This is a genomic window from Bradyrhizobium sp. HKCCYLS2038 (genome assembly GCF_051167655.1).
Classification (GTDB): domain Bacteria; phylum Pseudomonadota; class Alphaproteobacteria; order Rhizobiales; family Xanthobacteraceae; genus Bradyrhizobium.
Genome location: NZ_JBNPTM010000009.1, coordinates 132,610 through 149,407, shown reverse-complemented (window position 1 = coordinate 149,407; position 16,798 = coordinate 132,610). Strand labels below are relative to the sequence as shown.

Below are 16,798 nucleotides of genomic sequence, written 5' to 3'. Positions count from 1 at the left end.
CATGACATCGATCACCGACGAGACCCTGCCGACCACGCCGCGCGCCATTCGCGACGAGATGATCGTGTTCGTCATCATGGCGGCGCTGCTCGCCATCGTGCCGTTCACCGACCTGTACCCGTTCTTCGTCATGCAGGCGCTGTGCTTCGCGCTCCTGGCTTGCGCCTTCAACCTCCTGATCGGCTATGGCGGCCTGCTGTCGTTCGGCCACGCGATGTTCCTGGGCACCGCGGGCTATTGCAGCGCGCACGCGCTGAAGGTCTGGGGTCTGCCGCCGGAGCTCGGCGTCCTCACCGGCATCGCCGGCGCCTTCGTGCTGTCGATCATCACCGGCTACATCTCGATCCGGCGTCAGGGGATCTACTTCTCGATGATCACCCTGGCGCTGTCGCAGCTGCTCTACTTCGTCTATCTGCAGACGCCGTTCACCCACGGCGAGGACGGCATCCAGGGCATCCCGCAGGGCAAGCTGTTCGGCTTCATCGACCTGTCGAAGCCGACCACGCTGTACTATGTGGTGCTGGTCGGCTTCCTCGCCGGCTTCCTCTTGATCTTCCGCACCATCAACTCGCCGTTCGGCGAGGTCTTGAAATCGATCCGGGAAAACGAGCAGCGCGCGATCTCGCTGGGCTACAAGACCGACCAGTACAAGCTGCTGGCGTTCATCCTGTCCGGCACCATCGCCGGCTTCGCCGGATCGCTGAAGGTGTTCGTGGCCCAGAACGCCTCGCTGACCGACGTGCACTGGTCGATGTCCGGCGAGATCGTGCTGATGACGCTGGTCGGCGGCCTCGGAACGGTGTTCGGGCCGGTCGTCGGCGCCTTCGTCATCATCGCCATGCAGCAATATCTGGCCGGCTTCGGCCAGTGGGTGACGGTCATCCAGGGCGTCATCTTCGTCTCCTGCGTGCTCACCTTCCGCCGCGGTGTGGTTGGAGAAATCGCCCATCTGTTCAAGCGTTCTCTCTAAGTCATTGATTTAACGAGAGATCGTCGAAAAGGCAGAAAGCGGTGGATGATCCGCCCGCCGCTTCTGCTGCGGCGTGATCCGGAGTATGACACTTCCGTGACGGGCCAGCCCTGGCCCGTTTCGGAATGGATGGATCTCGTCCCATGCTGAACTGGTTTCGCGCCGTCCTCCCTAAGGAGGAGCGGTTTTTCGATTTGTTCGCCCGCCACAACAAGGTGGTGATCCAGGGCGCGCATGCGCTGCAGGACATGCTCAAGGGCGGCGACGACATTCTGGTCCATTGCCAGCGCGTCAGCCAGTTCGAGAACGAGGCCGACAACATCACCAGGGAGGTGCTGACCGCCGTCCGCCGCACCTTCATCACCCCGTTCGACCGCGGCGACATCAAGAACCTGATCACCTCGATGGACGACGCCATCGACCAGATGCAGCAGACCGCCAAGGCCGTGGTGCTGTTCGAGGTGAAGGAGTTCGAGCCGACTATGCGCGAGATGGGCACCTTGCTGGTCGAGTGCGCCAATTTGATCGGCAAGGCGCTGCCGCTGCTGCAGGCGATCGGCCAGAACGTGCCGATGATCACCGCGATCACCGAGGAGATGACCAAGCTCGAGGGCCGGGTCGACGACCTCCACGACATCGGCCTCAAGGAGCTGTTCCTCAAGCACCGCAACGCCAACACGATGGATTTCATCGTCGGCGCCGAGATCTACGACCATCTGGAGAAGGTCGCCGACCGTTTCGACGACGTCGCCAACGAGATCAATTCGATCATGATCGAACAGGTCTAGGGTAGGGCCGCGCCGTGGACGCTCAACTCGGCCTTCCCATCCTGGTCGGCCTCATCGCCGTCGCGCTTGCGTTCGACTTCCTGAACGGCCTGCATGACGCCGCCAACTCGATCGCGACCATCGTCTCGACCCGCGTGCTGCGGCCGCAATATGCGGTGTTCTGGGCCGCGTTCTTCAACTTCGTCGCCTTCGGCGTGTTCGGCCTGCACGTCGCCCAGACCATCGGCACCGGCATCATCGATCCCGCCATCGTCGATGCGCAGGTGATCTTTGCAGCCCTGGTCGGCGCCATCGTCTGGAACCTCGTGACCTGGGCGGCCGGCATTCCCTCCTCGAGCTCGCACGCGCTGATCGGCGGCCTGGTCGGGGCAGGTTTCGCGAAGGCCGGCATCTCGGCCACGGTGTGGAGCGGGCTGTCGAAGACGGTGCTGGCGATCGTGCTGTCGCCGCTGGTCGGCCTCGTGCTGGCGATGATCCTGGTCGCGATCGTGTCCTGGGCCTCGGTGCGCTCGACGCCGTTCGCGGTCGATCGCGCCTTCCGCATCCTGCAGTTCGCCTCGGCCTCGCTTTACTCGCTCGGCCATGGCGGCAACGATGCCCAGAAGACGATGGGCATCATCGCCGTGCTGCTGTACTCGCAGGGCCATCTCGGCGAGCATTTCACGGTGCCGTTCTGGGTGGTGCTGTCGTGCCAGACGGCGATGGCCTTGGGCACCCTGATGGGCGGCTGGCGGATTGTCCGCACCATGGGCCTGCGCATCACCAAGCTGAACCCGATGCAGGGCTTCTGCGCCGAGACCGGCGGCGCCATTACGCTGTTCCTGGCGACCTTCCTCGGTGTTCCCGTCTCGACCACCCACACCATCACCGGCGCCATCGTCGGCGTCGGCGCCGCCCGCCGTGCCTCGGCGGTGCGCTGGAACGTGGCCGGATCGATCGTCTACGCCTGGATCTTCACGATTCCGGCTTCGGCCATCGTCTCGGCCGCGACCTTCTGGCTCGTCTCGGTGCTCCGGCACTGATCCGGGCTGGGTGGAGGCCGGTTAACTCCCCGGTTGGAGTTGCGGTGCAAAACGCCTATATGGGGGGCGCGCGGCGGCCGTGAGCCCGCGCCTTTCCCGTACATCGCCGCTCTCCGGCCCGAAACGACGTCCGCCGCCCCATGTCCGATATCGCCGTCACCACCGACCAGCCGTCCCGCTCGCCTCTGTCCGACGAGGTCGCGCGCCGGCGCACCTTTGCCATCATCTCGCATCCGGACGCCGGCAAGACCACGCTGACCGAGAAGCTGCTGCTGTTCGGCGGCGCCATCAACCTGGCCGGCCAGGTCAAGGCCAAGGGCGAGCGCCGCAACACTCGCTCGGACTGGATGAAGATCGAGCGCGAGCGCGGCATCTCGGTTGTGACCTCGGTCATGACCTTCGAGTTCGAAGGCCTCGTCTTCAACCTCTTGGACACGCCGGGCCACGAGGACTTCAGCGAGGACACGTACCGCACGCTGACCGCGGTCGATTCCGCCGTCATGGTGATCGACGCCGCCAAAGGCATCGAGGCGCGCACGCGAAAGCTGTTCGAGGTCTGCCGCCTGCGCGACATCCCGATCATCACCTTCATCAACAAGATGGACCGCGAGAGCCGCGACACCTTCGATCTGCTCGACGAGATCGAGAAGACGCTGGCGCTCGACACCACGCCGATGACCTGGCCGGTCGGCCGCGGCCGCGACTTCATCGGCACCTATGACGTCAGAGACGGCGGCGTGCGCCTGCTCGAAGGCGGCGGTGCCAAGACCGGCGCGGCGCAGCAGATCGACATCGCCGAGCTCGGCAAGATCAACGCCAATCTCGACATGGGCCAGATCACCGACGAGCTCGAGCTGGTCAAGGAAGCCTGCAAGCCGTTCGAGCTCGACGCGTTCCGCGAGGGCCACCTGACGCCGGTCTATTTCGGCAGCGCGCTGCGCAATTTCGGCGTCGGCGATCTGCTCGAAGGCCTCGGCCGCTACGCGCCGTCGCCGCGCGCGCAGGATTCCAATTTGCGCAAGGTCGATGCCGCCGAGCCGCGCATGAGCGCCTTCGTGTTCAAGATCCAGGCGAACATGGATCCGAACCACCGCGACCGCATCGCGTTTGCGCGGTTGTGCTCGGGCAAGCTCAACCGCGGCATGAAGGCCAAGCTGGTGCGCACCGGCAAGACCATGCCGCTGTCGAGCCCGCAATTCTTCTTCGCCCAGGACCGCTCGGTGGCTGACGAAGCCTTCGCTGGCGACGTCGTCGGCATCCCCAACCACGGCTCCTTGCGTATCGGCGATACGTTGACCGAGGGCGAGGATCTCACATTCGTCGGCGTGCCCAGCTTTGCGCCGGAAATCGTCCGCCGCGTTCGTCTCACCGACGCGATGAAGGCGAAGAAGCTGAAGGAAGCCCTGCAGCAGATGTCGGAGGAGGGCGTCGTGCAGGTGTTCCGTCCGCGCGACGGTGCGCCGGCGCTGGTCGGCGTCGTCGGCCCGCTGCAGCTCGACGTGCTCAAGGCGCGGCTCGACGCCGAGTATTCGCTGCCGGTCGAGTTTGAGATCTCCGAGTTCTCGCTGGCGCGCTGGATCTCCTGCGACGACAAGAAGAAGCTGGAGGCGTTCATCGCCTCCAATAACTCCGGCGTCGCCGACGACGTCGACGGCGATCCGGTGTTCCTGGCCAAGAACGAGTTCTATCTCGGCTACACCAAGGAGCGCGCCGAAGGCATCGTGTTCTCCAACGTCAAGGACGTGAAGAAGAAGGCGTAGTGCCGCCTCTCGCCGCACCCCGTCTTTTCCTGCCGATGAAGCTGCGCTACCCTCCTGGCTCAAACGGTGGGGAGAACGAAATGCCCGCGGTATCTTTCGGCCAGCAGGCCCTGCGTCTCACGATCGTACTGTTCGCTGCGTGCGGGCTGATGGCCGCGACCGCTGCCGACGCCGCCGAGGTTGTCGCGCTCGGTGCCAGCAACACCTATGGCAAGGGCGTCAACCGCGGTGAGGATTTTCCGGCGCAGCTCGAGGCGATGCTGCGCGGCAAGGGCGTGCAGGTCAGCGTCGCCAACGCCGGCATCAATGGCGACACCACCGGCGGGATGTTGTCCCGCTTCGACGGCGCGGTCGATGGCTCGACCCGCGTCCTGGTGCTGCAACCGGGCGGCAACGATGCCCGCAGGGGCGTCGGCGATCAGCGTGCCGGCAACGTCAGCGCCATCATGGCCAAGGCCGCGCAGCGCCGCATCAAGGTCGTGATGGTCGAGAACGGCATGCTTCGCGGCCTGCCGCATCAGGTCGACGGTCAGCACCTCACGCCCGACGGCTACCGCATGCTGGCGGCAGCGCTGCTGCCCCGGGTGATGTCAGGCTTGCGCAAGTAATCTGCCTCGCTGCGCTGAGTGAACTGCTCACAGCTCGATGATCCCCCGCCGCGCCGCATGCGCCACCGCATCGGTGCGTCCCGTCGCGTCGAGCTTGTCGAGCAGCGAGCCGACATGGAACTTCGCGGTGTGGACTGAAATGCCGAGGCTGCGCGCGATCTCCTTGTTGGAGCAGCCTTCGGCCATCAGCGCCAGCACGTCGCGCTCGCGCGCGGTCAGCTGAAACGCGTCGACGCCCTCGCTCTTGCCGGCATCATTACTACGCGGCGTCACCACCGCGACGTCGGCATCAGCGCCGGTGGCGACGAGCCGCAGGCCCGGGACGCCGCCGAGCAGCACGGCCAGGCGATCCGCGAGTTCGGCATCGTCGACCGCGATCGCGATCGTGATCGGCGCGTCGTCTTGCGCGCTCACGCCGGCCGCTCACCGATGGTCAAGGCCATCCGCACCGGCTCGCCGGCACGCAGCGCTGACACCTCGACGACAGCACCGACGCTGTCGGGGCCGAGCTCGCGCATCAGGGCGCGCATGCCGCTGAAGGGCGCGTTGTTGAGGGCGGTGATGACGTCGCCCTGGCGCAGGCCCGCGGCGGCGGCGGGACCGGCCTTGTCGACGCTCATGATCATCGCGCCGATGCCGTCGTCGAGCTTCACCGGCTGCAGCGCCGCGCCGAGATAGCCGCGCGCGATCCGGCCATGGCTCTCCAGCCGCGCCGCGACGCGGGCGATGGTCGCGCCGGGAATGACCAGGGTGCGGCGCGGACCTCGCACGGCCATGCCGACCGCACGTCCTTCGGCATCCAGAACGAGACCGCCTTCGGAGCTGTGGCGCAGCCGCGTGTCGAGCTCGATCCGCGCATCGATGTCGCCGCCGCGCAGGCTGCGCCAGTGCCCGGCCGATTTCGCCACCATAGCCAGTGCCGCGACCGGCGTGCCCTGGTCGGCGGCGACGATGACGGCGAGGGCGCCGAGCGGCGGCACCTGCGCGGCCATCGGCATGACCGGGGCGTCTGCGCCTTCGACACGCAGCAGCGCGATGTCGGTGGTGTGATCGCGCCCGACGATGCTTGCGGGACGCGTGGTGCCGTCGGCCAGCGCCAGGATGACGTCACCCTCGTCGGCGAGCGCCTCGTCGGCGGTGACGACGAGCCCCGGCTTCCAGAGAAAGCCCGACGCACGCGAGCGGTGCGAATGGACCGAGACGAGGGAGGGCGCGGCGGCGGCGACGGTGGCGGCCAGCGCGGAGGAAAGCGAATTGAGAGGTGACAGGTCGGACATCGACGGCTCCTGGGTTGCCCTCAATGTGGAGCGCCGGCGGGTTTTTCAAAACTCCCCGGTTGGGCAGGATATGCTCTGAACCGGACGGCCATCGCTATAGACCTAGCTGCTGAGACGTCTCACGACATGCCGAGCCGAGGGCCCCGATGCGATACTGCCTGACTGCCGCAGCCCTGCTGCTGGCTGCTCCCGCGCTGGCCCAGACGGCGGCGCCGATGGAAGGGCCGATCAGCTGCACGCTGCCCGTCGCAGCGACCGATTCAGCCCAAATCCTGAAGCAGCGCTATGGCGCCGAGGCTGTCGTGCAGGACCTTCCGGGCGCCGAGGGCGAGACGTATAAGGGCCTGGTGCTGTTTCCGCGCGCCATGGATCGCCGCATCGAGGTCGCCTTCATCGACGACAAGAAGATGAGTCCGGTCTCCGGACTGACGTTGCGCGACAGCGCCAAGACCAGCCGCTGGAGCGTCGCCGGGATCACTATCGGTTCGAGCCTCGCTGCGGTCCAGCAGGCCAATGGCAAGCCGTTCGTCGTCGCCGGCTTCGGCTGGGACTATGGCGGCTTCGTCACCGACTTCAAGAACGGCGCGCTCGGACGCATGCTGCCGGGCGGCTGCTCGATCACGCTGCGCTTCGGCAAGGACGGAAATGTGCCGCGCGCGCTGTCCGGCGACGGGGTGAAGGCGTCATCCGACAATCCGGCGCTGGTGAAATTCGCACCCGTCGTTACCGAGATCGGAGTGAATTTCGCTGCGAAGTAATCGCAGCCGTCCCCGCCGCGGGCGAGCGGCACCGGCCGTCGGGAGGATCCGCAATGGCCCTGAAATCGCGCAAGGTGATCTTTGTTCACGGCATCTTCGGCTGGGGCGAGGGCGAGTTGCCGTTCTCATACTGGGGCGACGCGCTCGCGCAGTTCGCTGGCTCGCACTTCCAGGCACACGAGGTCAAATGTGGACCGATCAGCTCTTTCCATGACCGGGCCTGCGAAGTCTTCGCTCAGATCAAGGGGGGAAACTTTCGCTATGGCAACGCCGCGGAAGGCAAGCGCCCCGAGGTGCTGCGGAGCGAGAGACAGGTTCCTCCACCGTTGTTGCCGGAGTGGTCGGCGGACGATCCTGTGATCCTGGTCGGCCACAGCGCCGGCGCTCATACCTGCCTCGCCTTGCAGCGGCTGCTTGCGCAGGACTTTTTCGGCGTCGGGTCGAATGCCGACTGGGTCGAGGCGGTGATCTCGATCTCCGGTGTGCTGAACGGATCAACGCTGACCTACATGTTCGGCTGCGACCCGGTCACGGGTCAGCTCGGGCCCAATGCCGGACGGCTGATCGACGGCGCGCTCGCGCTGGTCAGGGCGGTGTCGGGAGGGCCGATACCGGACTTGTGGCTGGAACAATGGCCGGACGACACAGTCTTCGTGAACGGCCGGGACAATCTCGCCTGCGATCTGACGCTGTCCGGCTGCCATGCCGCGAACGCCAAATTTTCCAGCAACCCCAACACCTACTACCTCTCGCTCGTCACCAGCATGCCGGAGAACCGGCCGGTGTTCGGCATCGAACTGCCTGTCCGTTACGTCAGGATCAACCCGCTGCTGCACGCGTCGGCGATCTATCAGGCGGACAGGGAGGACTTTGCACCCGGCGAGCGGCCGTTCGACCATTGGGGTACGACGTCGCGGCTTCGGATCGATGCCTGGCACGAGAACGACGGCGCCGTCAGCGCGATCTCGCAGGAGTTTCCCTTCACCGATCATCAGGAGCCGCTTGGCGGCGAGGGATTTCTGTCCCGTGCTACGATCGAAAAGGGCAAGTGGTACTTCGAATACGTCGGCAAGGTTCTGAAGAAAGACTTCGATCACCTCGACCCGGCGTTCGGCGCCAAATTGCCGGGCGCCCGCGCGGCGCAGCAGCAGCTCTATCAGAAGCTCGTGAAGCGCCTGGAGACGATCTGACCTGCGCCGATTGCACGAGAGACAAACGAGATCAGGACAACGGCGAACTTGCCGTTGTGCGTTGATCCTCATGGACGAGAATTGACGCGCGACACGCAGCAGCGACCGCGCTCCACCGCATCCACTACACGATGTTTGCAAACAGCCCGCCGCAGCCCCGCGGCGCTTCCGCGCCCGGGTGATGCTGCCGTCATCGCCCTCGATCATGAGAGGGCGCGGGGAAGACCGGACCTCGACTGAGGCCCGTGGCCCGCCTGCAGAAAAAAATGCAGGCGGCAGGTACCACGAGTCCAGCCGGACGACCCGGCCTTCCCCGCGCGCTGGTTTTAACGGCTGCTTCGCGATCTCCCCGGGGACCGGGCTTTCTTGCCCCCGTCACCGCCGAGACGCCATTAGGCATCATCGACCGGCTTGACCTCAGCGTCGGGAGGCCAGGACCACGCGACTTGACCGTACGTCCCGGGCTCGTACGTCGGCCTGCATAAGCAAGCCCCAGCCCGACACGTCCACCGCTCCCCGCTGCTACGCTCCGTGACGATCGGCCGAAACGCCCCTCTTCATCGCGAACGGGATGGCCGGAAACATCGTCCTGATTTGCCCGACGGCACAAGCCGGACATCATGCGACAAACTGGCTCGACGAGCAATTTGCGCATGAGAGGGATGCGGGAATGCCCGTCGGGTGCGAAGAAAAAGCCGAGAGGTGAGGGGCTCTCTCCGCGAGCAACGCACGGGGAGAGAGACCCCTCACCCAACCGAGCCCGTTGCGCTGTCCTACATGCCCTCTCCCACAAGGGGAGAGGGCGCAGTCACGGCCACCGCGCTCGCAGTAACTTTGTTAGTCTCTCTCTGCGATCGTGGTCGATTTTGATCGAGCGCCAACGGCTCTAGCCTCCGCGACGCTGCGCGATAGAGTGCCCTCGCCCCTTGTGGGAGAGGGCAGCACCGGCCCGTCCTCGGGCTCGATCGGGTGAGGGGTCTCTCTCCGCACGTGACGCTCTGAGTACAGTGACTCTGCATAAAGCTCTTCGCGAAGTTTCATCCACTGTCGTCGAACAAGCTATCAGCAAACAAACCATTGTCGGATGCCAATTGGACCGCACCTATTGATTGATCGAGCCGTCCGCTGGCACACTGGAAAGATGAGGTCCGAGACTGCAAGGCTCCCCAAGGGACAAGGCTATCCGCTTCGCCCATCAACGCTGGAGGATGCGCTTAAGCGCGCCGGTGTTTCAATCGACGTCCACCTCATTCGACAGCCTGGCGCACTATTTGACGCACACTTTTGGCCGCCCAATCCCAATGCTCCCTATGAACGCCTTTACGTTCGTGTGGGCTCGGTCCCGGTAGAACAGGTCGGTGCTATGCGCCGCGAGTTTGAGGCGACGACACTTCCTGTGCTCATGAAATGGATTGCGAGCATTCTGGCGCAGGACCCAAAATCACCCATGCGGGGTGAAGAGCAGGTGCTCGACCTTCGGATGCGTTAGCCTAAGGTCCGCAATTGGCCTTCGCCTATCGCGTCACTTGCAGCGGTGGAAAGCAACGGTGACGCTGCACAAAACTCATCCCTGACGTTTGGTACACGATCGCCAACGCCTGTTACGGCACTCACCACTCACCCCGCCGCAAACCCGTACAGCCGCTGCGCGTTATCCGCGAGCACGCGGTCGCGCGCGACGGGATCGGGGACCCAATCAGCCAGCAAATCGAGCAACTCGCCGACGTTCATCATGTGGCCGCGGTGTGCGACGTGCGGCCAGTCGGAGCCCCAGACGCAGCGGTCGGGGGCGGCCTCGTGGAGGCGGCGGACGAAGGGCACGGTGTCGGCATAGGGCGGGCCTGCGACCGTGTTGCGGTAGGCTCCGGACAGCTTGACCCAGGCGCCGTCGCGCACCAGTGAGACCAGCGTCTGGAAGCCGGGATCGTCGGTCCCGCGCGACACGGGGAAGTGGCCCCAGTGGTCGATCACGATCGGCACCGCCAGCCCCTCCAGTCGCGGTGCCAGCGCCGGCAGGTCGGCGGCGTCGATCAGGAACTGCAGGTGCCAGCCGAGCTCGCGGGCCAGTGCGGCGTAGTCGTGCAGCTGATCGAAGCCGATGCCACCGCCATAGAGGACGTTGAGGCGCAGACCGACGAAGCCAGCCTGCTGCAGCGCCGCCAGTTCGCGGTCCGGCAGGCCGAGCGGGATCACCGCGATGCCGCGCAGTCGCTCGCGGTTGGCGCGCAGCGTCTCGACCATGAGGCTGTTGTCGGTGCCGTGGACACTGACCTGGACCAGCACGCCATAGGTCATGCCGGTGGCATCAAGCATCGCCAGATAGGAGGCCGCGGTGGCCTCCGGCGGCGTGTAGCTGCGCGAGGCCACGAACGGATGGCGCGGCGGCAGCCCGATGACATGGGCGTGGGTGTCGACCGCGCCCGGTGGCACGACGAAGCGGGTGGGCCTGCGCGGATGCGGATCGGGCCCCGCGCAGGCGGGAGCCCGATCCGTTGCGGACGCGATCTCACGCATCGGCGTGCAGCACCTTGCCGCGCGTCTCCGGCAGCGCGTAGGCGGCGACGAAGAACAGCGCATAGGCGAACACGGCGAACAGGCAGATCGCGGTGGCGAGCGACGTCATCTGCGAGAGATAGCCGACCAGGAACGGAAACAGTGCGCCGATGCCGCGGCCGAAATTGTAGCAGAAGCCCTGGCCGGAGCCGCGCAGCCGCGTCGGATAGAGCTCGGTCAGGAACGCGCCCATGCCGGAGAAATAGCCCGAGGCGAAGAAGCCGAGCGGAAAGCCGAGCAGCCACAGCACCTCGTTCGACAGCGGCAGCTGGGTGTAGGCGGCGACGACGACCATGGCGCCGAGCGAGAACACCAGGAACAGATTGCGCCGGCCGAAGCGGTCCGCGTACCAGGCGCCGACGAGATAGCCGACGAACGAGCCGATGATGAGCGCGGCGAGATAGCCGGTCGAGCCCACGATCGAGAGCTTGCGCTCGGTGGTGAGGAAGCGGGGCACCCAGAAGGTGATCGCGTAGTAGCCGCCCTGGCAGCCGGTGGCGACCAGCGAGGCGAGAATGGTGGTTTTCAGGATCGGCCCCTGGAAGATCTCAAGGATCGACGGGCTCTGGCCCGCGGCGGCGATCTTGGCGCGCGCGGCGGCAGCGACCTCCGGCTCCTTCACAAAGGCGCGCAGATACAGCACCAGCAGCGCCGGCAGGGCGCCGATCGCGAACATCCACCGCCACGCCTGATCGGCCGGCATCAGCGAGAACAGAGCGGCCTGCGCCAGCACCGCGAGGCCCCAGCCGACGGCCCAGCCGGACTGCACGCTGCCGACGGCGCGGCCGCGATACTCGGCGCGAATGGTCTCGCCCATCAGCACCGCGCCGGCGGCCCATTCCCCGCCAAAGCCGAGGCCGAGCAGGGCGCGGAGCACCAGCAATTGCTCGAAATTCTGCGCGAACGCGCACAGCAGGGAGAACAGCGAGAACCAGATGATGGTGAACTGCAAGGTTCTGACACGGCCGATCCGGTCGGCGAGATAGCCCGCCGCCCAGCCGCCGAACGCCGAGGCGAGCAGCGTCACCGTTCCGGCGAGGCCCGCGGTGCCGGCATCGACCTTCCACAGCGCGATGATCGTGCCGATCACCAGCGGGTAGATCATGAAGTCCATGCCGTCGAGCGCCCAGCCCGTGGCGCAGGCCCAGAAGGTGCGCCGCTCGGCCGTGGTCATGCCGTTGTAGAAGCCGGTGAGGCTCGTGTCCTCGATCGGCACCACCGTATCCGTAGCTGTCGACATGCTTCCCTCCCATGCGCCGCTCTTGTCGGGCGGTCGATCCCGGAGAGATTGCTCCGAAAGACCTCGCGGCGTCTGTCAGAAAATCGCCGGGACGGAGTCGGTTGCTGCTGACTTGTCAGAAAATCAGCGGCCGCCGCGCTGCAGGCGGCGATAGCGTGCGGGGCTCTCGCCCGTCACCGTCCGGAACGCGGCGCCGAAATGCGACTGCGAGGAGAAGCCGAGCGACAGCGCGATCTCCACGATCGGCAGGTCGGAGGTCGAAAGCAGCCGGCGCGCGGCCAGCACGCGCTGCTCGACGACGAACCGGTGCGGCGTCGTTCCGGTCGCTTGCTTGAAGCTGCGGATGAAGGAGGAGGGGCTCATCCCGGCCACCTCCGCCATCGCAGCGAGGGTCATCGGGGCGCCGGGATCGGCGCGCACGAACTCCGTGACGCGCGCCCGCATCTGCTCGTCCAGCGGCTGCGTCCGCTCCGATTCCGTCGGGCGCTGCGTCGCGTAGCGGTCCGAGACGTGCAGCGCCAGCGTGTAGGCGAACTGCTCGGCGAGCAGCCGGCTCGGACTGCCGCCATCGCCGCAGCTCTCGACCAGCCGCTTCGCCGCGGCTTCCAGCATCGGATCCTCGGTGTCCCAGGCCTGGTGCGTGAGCGTGACGGGTCCTGCGGAGCCGCGGGACGCCGCGACCTCCTTCAGCAGAGCATCGCCGAGATACAGAATGAGCAACGGGCCCGAGCGGACCTCGGGCACGGCATCGACCACCACGCTGCAGCCGGGCTGGCCGATGCGGAAACGCCCCGCACTCACAGGTGCATCGCGCCGGACCATGCCGTCCTCGATCAGGACGTGGCGCCGGACGTCGTACAGCGTGATCGCCACCGTCGGAACGGGCAGCTCGCCGTACTCGTAGAGATGAGGCCCGGTGACCTCGCTGACCGCCGCGGCAAATCCCGCCGTCGACCACAGGTCGATCAGCGCCGACTGCCGGCGTCCTGTGACGCGCTCGGCATGGCGAAGGGGATGGAGCTGCATGGAAAGGGTCGTCTGGCTGAAGGCGAACGCGAATTTAGCATTGTCTTGCCGGGCTGGCGACCTCAGGGCGGGCGAGGACGGGGCGTTCTCCAGCCTCGCGAGTCGAAGCCGCCCTCCATGGGCGCCTGGATTTCGGCAAATATTATCCGGGTGATATTTACAAGGCATATTTTACCCGGATATATATCCTCTGAAGCACCAGAGGATCGAAAGCCATGACCAGCACATTCCACCTCGTCTGCGGCGCGACCGGCGCCGGCAAGACCACCTACGCACGCGACCTCGTCAGCCGCTGCAACGGGGTGCATTTCTCGATCGACGAATGGATGGTGGAGCTGTTCGCCAGCGACCAGCCCGAGCCGCTGCGCGTCGACTGGATCACTGAGCGGGTCGGGCGCTGTGAACGTCAGATCGGGCGCATGGCCATCGGCTGCGCCCAGGCCGGCATCGCGCCGGTGCTCGATTTGTCGTTCCTGCGCGCCAGCAGCAGGGCGAGCTTCGCCGCGCTGGCCCGGCAATCCGGCTTCGACGTCACGCTGCATTTTCTCGACGTGCCCGCCGACGAACGATGGCGGCGCGTCAACTCCCGTAACGCAACGCGCGGCGAGACCTTCTCGCTGACCGTCACGCGGCCGATGTTCGACTTCATCGAAAGCATCTGGGAGCCGCCGACAGCGGCCGAGATGAGCGCTCACCAGGGCGTTCACGCTCGGGCAGCGCCCAAAGGTTCGCGCGTCGACGGATGGGGTGCGGCGTAGACGGCGTGACGGGGGCTGCGCAGCGATTTTAACCTCGCGCGAGTGAGGAGCCGCCGTGCGTCGTTCAATCGTTCTCTTGATGTTGCTCGCCACGCCGGTGTCGGCGCAGCCGATGCCTCCGGCCGGCGGGCCGATCACCTGCACCTCTCCGGTGTCGGTGGGCGATTCCGCCAAGAGTCTGATGCAGCGCTATGGCGGGGAGGCGGTGGTTCAGGACGACATCCGCGCGGGGGTCGAGGAGATCACCTATCGCGGTGTTGCGCTGTTTACCGGACAGCCGGATCGTCGCATCGACGTGGCTTTTGTCGACGAGGACGCGTTGCGCGGTGTATCGCGGCTCACGCTGCATGATGCACGCACGAGCCGCTGGAGCGTCGCCGGCGTGACTCTGGGTGCCACCCTGGCCGAGGTGCAGCGGATCAACGGTCGGCCGTTCCGGATCATCAGCTTCGACTCGGAGCTCAACGGCTTCGTCGCCGATTGGGGAGGCGGCATGGTCGGGCGCGGCCTGCCCGGCGGCTGCACGCTCAAGCTTCGCTTCGGCGCTGATTCCCGGGTGCCGGCGGCCTTGGCCCGCGAGGGCAGGGGAAGGATCTCGTCGGATGACGCCATGCTGCGCCGATGGGCGCCGGTCGTGGAGCAGATCAAAGTGCGTTTCGCCACGAAGTGAAGTCATGGTCGTGACACCGCGCACGGAAGGGGACGAGGGGGAATGGATCGACTTATGGGCTGGGTGATGATCGTTGCGATGCTTCTTGCTGCTCCAGTCTCCGCGCAGACGCTGCCTCCGGCCGACGGGCCGATCACCTGCACCTCTCCGGTGTCGGTGGGCGATTCCGCCAAGAGTCTGATGCAGCGCTATGGCGAGGAGGCGGTGGTCGCGGATGATCTCTACACTGGCGTGGAGGACATCACGTATCGAGGCGTGGCCCTGCTGCCGCAGTCTCCGGACTGGCGCATCGACGTGTTGTTCGCGGATGATGCGATGACCCGCGTTGCACGATTGACGGTGCGAGATGCCGAGAGCAGTCACTGGAACGTGGCTGGGGTGACGATCGGTTCGACTTTGGCACAGGTTCAGAAAATCAACGGCAAGCCCTTTCTCGTCACCGGGATCGACTCGGATTTCACCGGTTTCGTCATCAACTGGAAGGGCGGCGTGTTGGGCCGTCCGCTGCCGGGTGGATGCGAGATCGTGGTGCGCTTCGGGCGGGGCAAGGACATCAGAAGCGCGCCCAGTGGCGATCCAGTTGCGTCCGACAACGCCACGATGCGCAAATGGGGCCCGGTGGTCGAACAGATCGAGGTTCGATTCCCCGAGAAATAGCGCTGGTCTGGCGGCCGGGCCTCATGGTTCTCAAGGCGATGCGAGAGCATCGCCTGAACGCGCCGCATACGGCGATCTCGCTTTGATTCGAGGCGGCGTCGCGCAGGGCAAGTCCCGCGCACGGGGGACTCGGTCTTGTTAGTTGCGGACTCGCATGAAGGCGCGAGCGTCTCGTGTCAGTCCGTCGTTCTGAATTGCCGATGCTGCCGCGCACAACAACAAGTCACGGCAGGAATCGGCAACGCGCTTGACATGTGAATCGCTTCTCACGCACATTCTTGCACTAAGTAAGAATGATGCGAGGGAGGGACATGTCGGAGCAGCCGCGAAGCCGGCGGCAGACGCGCGCGGCCATCCTGGGGCAGCTGCTGCAGTCCGGCGGCATGTTTCGTCCGCCCTTGGCGAAGGCTGTGCGTCTCTCCGAGGCGAGCCTGTCGCGCATCCTGTTTGACCTGAAGGCGGAAGGTCTGGTCGAGGAGATCAGGCGGCCGGTGCCGTATTTCGGCGGTCCCAGCGCGCTCGTGTCGCTGGATCGTTCCGTCGCGCTCGGTGCCATCGAGATCGCGGGGCAGTGGCTCAGCGTCGGCATCGGCGCGCTGTCCGGCGAGTTGCAGGAGACGAAACGACTGGCCCTGCCGGAACATCCGACGGTTCAGTCCGTCGGGCGCGTCTTCCACGAAGGGCTGACCGTGCTGCGCGACTGGACGCGACGGCGCCATGTCAAGCTCGCGCAGATCGGGATCAGCGTTCCCGGCCTTGGCCGCCTGGGCGTCTCGGGCAACGCCATCATTCCCTGCGACATCGCCAGCATCCGTGCCATGCTGAGTGAGATGTTCAGAGATGTGCCGGCCGAGTTCACCAATTCGGTGGTGGCACACGCCACCTTTCATCGCTGCCGCATGGAGGGCTATCCGTTCAGCGGCGCGCATCTGTTCGTCTTCGTCGGACAGGGCGTCGCGGGCGCCTGGATGGATGATACGATCGCGACGGATGGCGCGCAGGTCGTCGAACTCGGCCACATGGTGTTCGGCGATGGCGGACCGCTTTGTCGCTGTGGTCATCACGGCTGCGTCGAAGCCTACGCCTCGCTGCCCGCCTTGGCCGCGCTGCTCGGGTTTCCCGAGCCGGACTTGCACGAACTCCACAACGACTGGGTGACGACGGTCGCGTTCTCGTCGCAGGTGCGCCAGGAACTGCGACTCCGGCTGTTTCGACTTGGGCTCGCGATCGGCAATACGCTCAACGTGAAGCCTTCGCGCGCCATCGCCATCAGCGGCTGGCCGTCACTTCTTCCGCCGGACGATCGGACGGCGCTGCTTCAGGGAATCGATTCCAGCCTGCTCGGCGGGCTCGACGCTGCCGCGTTGGCGGTCGCGTTCGTGCCGCCCTCGACCGGCCACGACCCGCGTGCCGCATTGGCCTTCGCCGCTTGCTGCCTCGCCAGCCGTGGCGGGATGCCGGCCGAAGCGACGGAGGCTGCCTGAGATGCCGTCAACCGCGCGGCCCCAAAAGCGGATCAAC

The 16,798-nt window shown here is 66.1% G+C and carries 16 protein-coding genes; 11 read left to right on the top strand and 5 right to left on the bottom strand.

Features of this window, described 5'->3' with window-relative positions; translation table 11 throughout:
• Position 1 precedes the first annotated feature (1 nt).
• From ACQR1I_RS31095 to ACQR1I_RS31075, 5 genes are all read left to right on the top strand, one after another.
• On the top strand, positions 2–970 hold the full coding sequence (locus tag ACQR1I_RS31095; protein ID WP_434870032.1) for a branched-chain amino acid ABC transporter permease: 969 nt from the start codon (positions 2–4) through the stop codon (positions 968–970).
• Positions 971–1,113: 143 nt separating this feature from the next.
• Positions 1,114–1,758 carry a DUF47 domain-containing protein gene (locus ACQR1I_RS31090; RefSeq protein WP_434870033.1) on the top strand — a complete coding sequence of 215 codons (645 nt, stop codon included), beginning with the start codon at positions 1,114–1,116 and terminating at the stop codon, positions 1,756–1,758.
• 14 nt (positions 1,759–1,772) lie between these two features.
• Positions 1,773–2,780 (top strand): anion permease, encoded by a 1,008-nt coding sequence (locus ACQR1I_RS31085; RefSeq protein ID WP_434870034.1) that lies wholly within the window; start codon positions 1,773–1,775, stop codon positions 2,778–2,780.
• Positions 2,781–2,920: 140 nt separating this feature from the next.
• On the top strand, positions 2,921–4,540 hold the full coding sequence (locus tag ACQR1I_RS31080) for a peptide chain release factor 3 (RefSeq protein ID WP_434870035.1): 1,620 nt from the start codon (positions 2,921–2,923) through the stop codon (positions 4,538–4,540).
• An 80-nt stretch (positions 4,541–4,620) separates the two neighbouring features.
• On the top strand, positions 4,621–5,148 hold the full coding sequence (locus ACQR1I_RS31075) for a GDSL-type esterase/lipase family protein (protein ID WP_434870036.1): 528 nt from the start codon (positions 4,621–4,623) through the stop codon (positions 5,146–5,148).
• A 27-nt stretch (positions 5,149–5,175) separates the two neighbouring features.
• Here ACQR1I_RS31075 and ACQR1I_RS31070 read toward each other — a convergent pair whose 3' ends face one another.
• Positions 5,176–5,562, bottom strand: a complete 387-nt coding sequence (locus ACQR1I_RS31070; protein ID WP_434870037.1) for a response regulator transcription factor — start codon at positions 5,560–5,562, stop codon at positions 5,176–5,178.
• Positions 5,559–6,425, bottom strand: coding sequence for a S1C family serine protease (locus ACQR1I_RS31065; RefSeq protein WP_434870038.1), 867 nt, complete (start codon positions 6,423–6,425; stop codon positions 5,559–5,561). The genes ACQR1I_RS31070 and ACQR1I_RS31065 overlap by 4 nt, the downstream gene beginning before the upstream one ends.
• A gap of 146 nt (positions 6,426–6,571) precedes the next feature.
• Between ACQR1I_RS31065 and ACQR1I_RS31060 the strand changes: the two genes are divergently transcribed.
• Together ACQR1I_RS31060 and ACQR1I_RS31055 are read left to right on the top strand one after the other, a co-directional pair.
• Positions 6,572–7,183, top strand: a complete 612-nt coding sequence (locus ACQR1I_RS31060) for a hypothetical protein (protein ID WP_434870039.1) — start codon at positions 6,572–6,574, stop codon at positions 7,181–7,183.
• Positions 7,184–7,236: 53 nt separating this feature from the next.
• Positions 7,237–8,373 (top strand): lipase-like domain-containing protein, encoded by a 1,137-nt coding sequence (locus ACQR1I_RS31055; protein ID WP_434870040.1) that lies wholly within the window; start codon positions 7,237–7,239, stop codon positions 8,371–8,373.
• Between the two features lie 1,617 nt (positions 8,374–9,990).
• On the opposite strand, the gene ACQR1I_RS31050 is transcribed toward ACQR1I_RS31055, so the two are convergent.
• The 3 genes from ACQR1I_RS31050 to ACQR1I_RS31040 all read right to left on the bottom strand — a co-directional run bounded on the left by ACQR1I_RS31050 (position 9,991) and on the right by ACQR1I_RS31040 (position 13,192).
• Positions 9,991–10,887 (bottom strand): amidohydrolase family protein, encoded by an 897-nt coding sequence (locus ACQR1I_RS31050; protein WP_434870041.1) that lies wholly within the window; start codon positions 10,885–10,887, stop codon positions 9,991–9,993.
• On the bottom strand, positions 10,880–12,166 hold the full coding sequence (locus ACQR1I_RS31045; RefSeq protein WP_434870042.1) for an MFS transporter: 1,287 nt from the start codon (positions 12,164–12,166) through the stop codon (positions 10,880–10,882). Before ACQR1I_RS31045 ends, ACQR1I_RS31050 begins: the two co-directional genes overlap by 8 nt.
• Before the next feature lie 123 nt (positions 12,167–12,289).
• On the bottom strand, positions 12,290–13,192 hold the full coding sequence (locus tag ACQR1I_RS31040; protein ID WP_434870043.1) for a helix-turn-helix domain-containing protein: 903 nt from the start codon (positions 13,190–13,192) through the stop codon (positions 12,290–12,292).
• Between the two features lie 215 nt (positions 13,193–13,407).
• On the opposite strand from ACQR1I_RS31040, the gene ACQR1I_RS31035 reads away from it, so the two are divergent.
• From ACQR1I_RS31035 to ACQR1I_RS31020, 4 genes are all read left to right on the top strand, one after another.
• Entirely contained in the window at positions 13,408–13,950 is a 543-nt protein-coding gene (locus ACQR1I_RS31035; protein WP_434870044.1) for an AAA family ATPase, read from the top strand.
• A 55-nt stretch (positions 13,951–14,005) separates the two neighbouring features.
• Entirely contained in the window at positions 14,006–14,620 is a 615-nt protein-coding gene (locus tag ACQR1I_RS31030; RefSeq protein WP_434870045.1) for a hypothetical protein, read from the top strand.
• Positions 14,621–14,674: 54 nt separating this feature from the next.
• A complete protein-coding gene (locus ACQR1I_RS31025) occupies positions 14,675–15,277 on the top strand; it encodes a hypothetical protein (RefSeq protein ID WP_434888863.1) in 603 nt (200 codons plus the stop codon).
• A gap of 311 nt (positions 15,278–15,588) precedes the next feature.
• Positions 15,589–16,761: an ROK family protein gene (locus tag ACQR1I_RS31020; RefSeq protein WP_434870047.1), complete on the top strand. Its 1,173-nt coding sequence runs from the start codon at positions 15,589–15,591 to the stop codon at positions 16,759–16,761.
• The last annotated feature ends 37 nt before the right edge of the window (positions 16,762–16,798 follow it).

What these genes read in the sequence shown, in the direction of transcription:
- ACQR1I_RS31050 (WP_434870041.1), bottom strand. Translation starts at nt 10,887, where the DNA reads ATGCGTGAGATCGCGTCCGCAACGGATCGGGCTCCCGCCTGCGCGGGG.
- ACQR1I_RS31060 (WP_434870039.1), top strand. Translation starts at nt 6,572, where the DNA reads ATGCGATACTGCCTGACTGCCGCAGCCCTGCTGCTGGCTGCTCCCGCG.
- ACQR1I_RS31020 (WP_434870047.1), top strand. Translation starts at nt 15,589, where the DNA reads ATGTCGGAGCAGCCGCGAAGCCGGCGGCAGACGCGCGCGGCCATCCTG.
- ACQR1I_RS31090 (WP_434870033.1), top strand. Translation starts at nt 1,114, where the DNA reads ATGCTGAACTGGTTTCGCGCCGTCCTCCCTAAGGAGGAGCGGTTTTTC.
- ACQR1I_RS31080 (WP_434870035.1), top strand. Translation starts at nt 2,921, where the DNA reads ATGTCCGATATCGCCGTCACCACCGACCAGCCGTCCCGCTCGCCTCTG.
- ACQR1I_RS31035 (WP_434870044.1), top strand. Translation starts at nt 13,408, where the DNA reads ATGACCAGCACATTCCACCTCGTCTGCGGCGCGACCGGCGCCGGCAAG.
- ACQR1I_RS31065 (WP_434870038.1), bottom strand. Translation starts at nt 6,425, where the DNA reads ATGTCCGACCTGTCACCTCTCAATTCGCTTTCCTCCGCGCTGGCCGCC.
- ACQR1I_RS31055 (WP_434870040.1), top strand. Translation starts at nt 7,237, where the DNA reads ATGGCCCTGAAATCGCGCAAGGTGATCTTTGTTCACGGCATCTTCGGC.
- ACQR1I_RS31045 (WP_434870042.1), bottom strand. Translation starts at nt 12,166, where the DNA reads ATGTCGACAGCTACGGATACGGTGGTGCCGATCGAGGACACGAGCCTC.
- ACQR1I_RS31095 (WP_434870032.1), top strand. Translation starts at nt 2, where the DNA reads ATGACATCGATCACCGACGAGACCCTGCCGACCACGCCGCGCGCCATT.
- ACQR1I_RS31040 (WP_434870043.1), bottom strand. Translation starts at nt 13,192, where the DNA reads ATGCAGCTCCATCCCCTTCGCCATGCCGAGCGCGTCACAGGACGCCGG.
- ACQR1I_RS31025 (WP_434888863.1), top strand. Translation starts at nt 14,675, where the DNA reads ATGGGCTGGGTGATGATCGTTGCGATGCTTCTTGCTGCTCCAGTCTCC.
- ACQR1I_RS31075 (WP_434870036.1), top strand. Translation starts at nt 4,621, where the DNA reads ATGCCCGCGGTATCTTTCGGCCAGCAGGCCCTGCGTCTCACGATCGTA.